At 56.4% G+C, this 4,533-nt stretch carries 3 protein-coding genes; 2 read left to right on the top strand and 1 reads right to left on the bottom strand.

Going from position 1 to position 4,533, the window contains the following annotated elements:
* Positions 1 to 39: 39 nt before the first annotated feature.
* Entirely contained in the window at positions 40 to 2,682 is a 2,643-nt protein-coding gene (locus tag HMPREF3036_RS02780; RefSeq protein WP_062331380.1) for a suppressor of fused domain protein, read from the bottom strand.
* Between the two features lie 330 nt (positions 2,683 to 3,012).
* Between HMPREF3036_RS02780 and HMPREF3036_RS02775 the strand changes: the two genes are divergently transcribed.
* Positions 3,013 to 3,468 carry a hypothetical protein gene (locus tag HMPREF3036_RS02775; protein WP_062331377.1) on the top strand — a complete coding sequence of 152 codons (456 nt, stop codon included), beginning with the start codon at positions 3,013 to 3,015 and terminating at the stop codon, positions 3,466 to 3,468.
* 756 nt (positions 3,469 to 4,224) lie between these two features.
* Entirely contained in the window at positions 4,225 to 4,515 is a 291-nt protein-coding gene (locus tag HMPREF3036_RS02770) for an ESPR-type extended signal peptide-containing protein (protein ID WP_062331374.1), read from the top strand.
* Positions 4,516 to 4,533 lie beyond the last annotated feature (18 nt).

Below are 4,533 nucleotides of genomic sequence, written 5' to 3'. Positions count from 1 at the left end.
ATGACGGTTTCCGTCGAATGCGGGCATTGGTTTGAGGGATCAGCTCAGGCGCCTGCCGCCGGCATCAGGAATGCCTGCGTACTTCATGGTGGCGTACTCGATCTTCGAGACCGAGCCGCAGCCGTCGTGCCTGAAGGCGCTTTTCTCCTCCGCATCAAGGAAGCCCACGATGTAGGGGGCGTAGTTGGCGAGCGTGTTGAGGTCGATCTGAAGGAGTTTCGAGGACGTGAGGTTCTCGTCCATGCGTTCGCTTGTGCCGAGGAACACCCAGCCCGAGAATGCCCCGTCGGGCTTCCTGCGGTAGAAAATGCCGATGTCCTCACCCTTCTGAAGAACGCCCGGCGTCACCCAGGCATAGGCCGTGGCCATCGGACCCTCGATCATCGGGCGGATCTGGCTCTTGGGAATGAGCGGGCGCCATTCGGCCGAGGCGCAGCAGTCTTCTCGATCAATCGACACGGGCCAGAAGTTCGTCTTCTGCAGGCGCTCAAGAAGCTTCTCATGGCCGTAGAGCGCGGCAAAATCGCACTCGTTGGCGTAGAGCGGCACGAGCTCATATATGGCGATCGAGTTGAGCGAGGCCGAGACGGCGTCCCAGGCTTCGCAAAGGCACATGCCGGCAAACGGCGTGTTGGGGAACGTGGGCGAACTGGTGCACGTGACCATGTAGCCGGGCTCGGGCATCTTGCCTTCCTGGTTCATCTGACGTGAGATGGCGTCAAGAAGAAGCACTCTCCAGTCGCTTGCGTTGATTTTCTTCACCTCTTCTGCGGGGGCGGCAATCGTGAGCACGGACAGCTTGACCGCATCGGCCTCTTCGTTCGTGATCGCTCCGGAGACTTCGGCCTGGGCGCCATCAATCACATGCTTCATCGCCAGTTCGGCCACGGCCACGATGCGCACGATGTGCTTGTCTACAGGATGAGAGCAGACCATGATGGCGGGGCCGTTCGGGTTCGGGATCATGCGTTCGACCTTGAGGTGCGACTTGTCGAGCTCAGCGACGGTGCTCTTGTTGAAGAAATCCTTGATGGAGTCGTGATCCTTGAGAATGGTTTCAATAATCGCGAGGTTCCGACGAAGCATGTTCAGCTCGGACTGGGTGCCGTAATACCCCTGCGCCTCGGCCTGCTCGATCAGGTTCCTGGCGTATTCGTCGAGGAACTTCCTCGTCTTGGCTGCGACCTTTTTCGCCTCGTCGTAATCTTCGGCAAGAACCAGGCACCTGAGCATCAGGAAGAACCAGTCGGCATCCCTGCCCTCTTCGGGCAGGGCTTCAAGAAGGCCCCTGGCCTTTTTCACGCGGTCTTCCTTGCTGCCGAAGCTACTCTCGAGGATCTCACCTGCGGCCGCCATGGAGACGAGTTGGCGAAGCATGCCCCACTCAGGCTTGATGTTATTGACGAAAGTGTCAATCACCGACATGTCACCATCCTGCTTGAAACCTTCGACGACGTACGTGAAGAGCAGCAGCCCCGTGTCGACGGCAAAATGCTGCTCAATGTTCCCGTCAAAGAGCAAGCGCGCAGCCAAGGATGCGGTATGGCGCGCCTCCTTCCAGTTACCCTTCAGCTGGAGCAGACCGCAGACGAGCGAGAGCCTGATGAGGTTGCCGTCCTTGTTGTTGCCGGAAACATCCAGAACTGCCTCAAGTTTCTGCGGGTCCTGCATGTCAAGTGCGGCACGCGCGATGAAATCAAGCTCGACGCGGCTGAAGTTGTCGAGAGGAATCGGCGACGTCACTTCGAGAATCGCGCGCTTGCCCTCGTCACCGCGCTCATACTGGCTGCGCATCCACTCGATGCGCTCGGCCTTCGTCAAGTCGAGTGCGTAGTCCCTCGGCGTTTCGTCGCAGAGCCGGTCGCCTCCGGTGACTGCGGCACGGCACATGACCGAGAGAGTCAGCACGCCGTCGCTGTCCTCAAAGTCGACCACCGAGTCGAGACCGTCCTCAAGCGTTTCGATCATCTCGGCCTTGTTGCCCAGCCTGCTCAAAATGACAGCCGTAACCTGGTAGGCCCTGGGCGCAGACCCTCCTGCCACGAAGTAGAGACCGAAAGTCTCGAGGGCCTTGCTGAGGTTCTTCTCGAAGAGTTCATGATCCTCTTCCTCCTTGAAGAAGCCCTGGAAGGCCCATGTCTCGGCCATGTGACGAAGAACGAACGGGTCTTCCATCTGCTCTTCGAAAGTGAGCTTGTTGAAGAGCTTTTCGGCCTTGTCTTCCTTGTGTTCATACAAGGCACGGATGATCTGAAGGGTGTGCTTGCGAGCCTTCACCAGGCTGCGAAGATCATATCCGTAGGAGTTGCCTTCGACCTTCGCCAAGCTCTCGGATGCCTTGAGGTGTGCGGCAGCGTTGTCGACCTCGTTCCTGAGCAGGTACGATTCCGCACAGAGAAGATGCACCAGACCGCACTCGCCGCCGCATTCAAGGATGTGCAGACAGATCCGGTTGAAGTAGTAGACGTCGGCGCAGTGCTCCGTGAGGCTGAGTTCCATGGAGGCGGAAGCGATCCAGGGAATGATGACGTCGAGAGCCTCAAACATCACGTCCTCGGTGTCGGTCTGCTCGAATCGAGCGGTCAGGTCGCTGTAGGGCTTCTCCCCTTGAATGATCTTCAGGGCTTCCTGCCGGTCAAACGTCCTGCTGGGGGAGTTCCTGGATATCCGACTTCCCGTCATTCGATGTCTCCGTTTTTGATTGCCGTCGTGGATTCAGAGGGTCGCCCCGATCGTCGAGGCGGATCCGGTATTATAACAAAGCACTCAGGATGCCGATTCCTTTATGCTCTAATCGTGAGCATTTTGTGCAGATCGGAGCCTCTGCGGTAGAGACGTTTCACGGGGCTGGCCTGAGGGCAGCCGCAATACGTTTTGCAACGTCTCGTTTTGGCCGCCCGGCACCGCTTCAGGTAAAATGTATTATCGATGGCATGCCGTGCGTTGAGGGCGTTTCAGGAGCCCGCCTCACGGCAGAAGCCTGCCCCAACAAGTCAAGAAGACAGGCCCTACATGCGAATCGGATCCTTCATCGTCATCGTGCTCTCCCTCATCGCGACAGCCTTTTCCGTCGCGGTCACCGCAGTCGGCTGGGAGCGCATCCTCTTTTACACGGGATGGATGTCCTCATCCTTCGTCTACCCCGCCTCGATCCTTCTCTACATTCTTCTTTTCGGTCTCGCCATGATGCGCTGCAGGACGATCACCCGTGCTGCGGGCGCCTCCCTCATTGCCTCCGTCGCCGCCCTTCTCGTCTGGGTCTTCATCTCGGCCGTCGACCAGTACTACGGCGGACCGCTCGTCGCCATGATGACCGGCTGGTTCGGCATGCAGAGCATCATCGTTGAAGAAACCTCGTTGAACATCATCGCCGTCCTGGGCGGCGTCCTCTGGCCCCTTCTCTACACCGTTACCCTCTTCATCGCCACCCTCTTCACGAAGCGCAGGGTGCCGAGGTACCTCAAGTAGCCGCTCGCTTGCCTATTTATGGAAGGCCGCTGGATCCAAAATCCGGCGGCTTTTTTCTTGGCAGCCCTCTTCTTCCACCTCCATCCGTCGGTGACGACAGGGCCGGGGTCCCCATTTCGTCCATCACGACCTCGCTCATGCTCGCCCCAGCGCCGTCAGGGTCTCGGAACAGATTTCGCAAGTCACGACCGAGATCCTGTTGCGTTTAGGATACATCGCAAGCCGAAAAATCTGCTCCCGTTCGGGAATTTTGCCTTTTTGAGGGCTTGAATTTGATCGAGATCAAAGAAAATCGAAAGCTATATGTAACATACATCTTTAGCCCATGTTTCATTCGAAAACCGCCAGTTGCGCGAAGTTTTAGTTTCAGTCGGCTGCCGCGCATTCTCTGGAGAATTCCTAGTTTTCAGGAACGGCTGTGGGGGCGATCGACCCTGCCTCTGCCGTTTTGCTCATTTGGACAAAAACTTAACCTGATAGATGTTCTTCCTGCCTTTGCAAGGTTAAGTAATCATTGGCCGGATCAGTAATTGATCCTTTGAAGGTAGTATTTGCCTTTTTGTTGATGACTGTTTGTTTAATGATAACGCTAGTGGCACAGCCATCAAACGGGAACAAGCGTTCAAAACGCGGTTGTTGACTTTTCAGTCTTCCAGGATCTGAGGGTTAATCCTCAAAAAATACTGAACATGCGTTCACTAAAATCTGCCGCGTGCGAGTGAACGCGTGTTCACTCCTTTTAGAGGAAGAGAAAAAATGAATTCGACATTCAAAGTTGTTTTCAACAAGGTGCGCGGCGCCCTGATGGTTGTGAATGAAGCCACCTCTTCCGTCCAGGCGAAGGGTACGAAGACCGTGATCGCGGCCGCTGTGACGGCTCTGATGGCAGGCGGGGCGATGGCTGCCCTCCCGAGCGATGGCGTCATCACAAACGAGAATTTGAAAGAAGTCGGTACGACCAAACTGACCTCCGGCATGGGGCAGACTGTTACCATCCAGACCAATGGTAACGTCAGTCAGCTGATTGAAGACCTTAGGAATAGTTAGAAAATAATCTATACAACT

The organism is Sutterella sp. KLE1602, assembly GCF_001578585.1.
In the GTDB taxonomy this organism is placed as follows: domain Bacteria; phylum Pseudomonadota; class Gammaproteobacteria; order Burkholderiales; family Burkholderiaceae_F; genus Sutterella; species Sutterella wadsworthensis_A.
The sequence above is the reverse complement of the archived record's forward strand: the minus strand, read 5'-3'. Positions and strand labels throughout refer to the sequence as shown.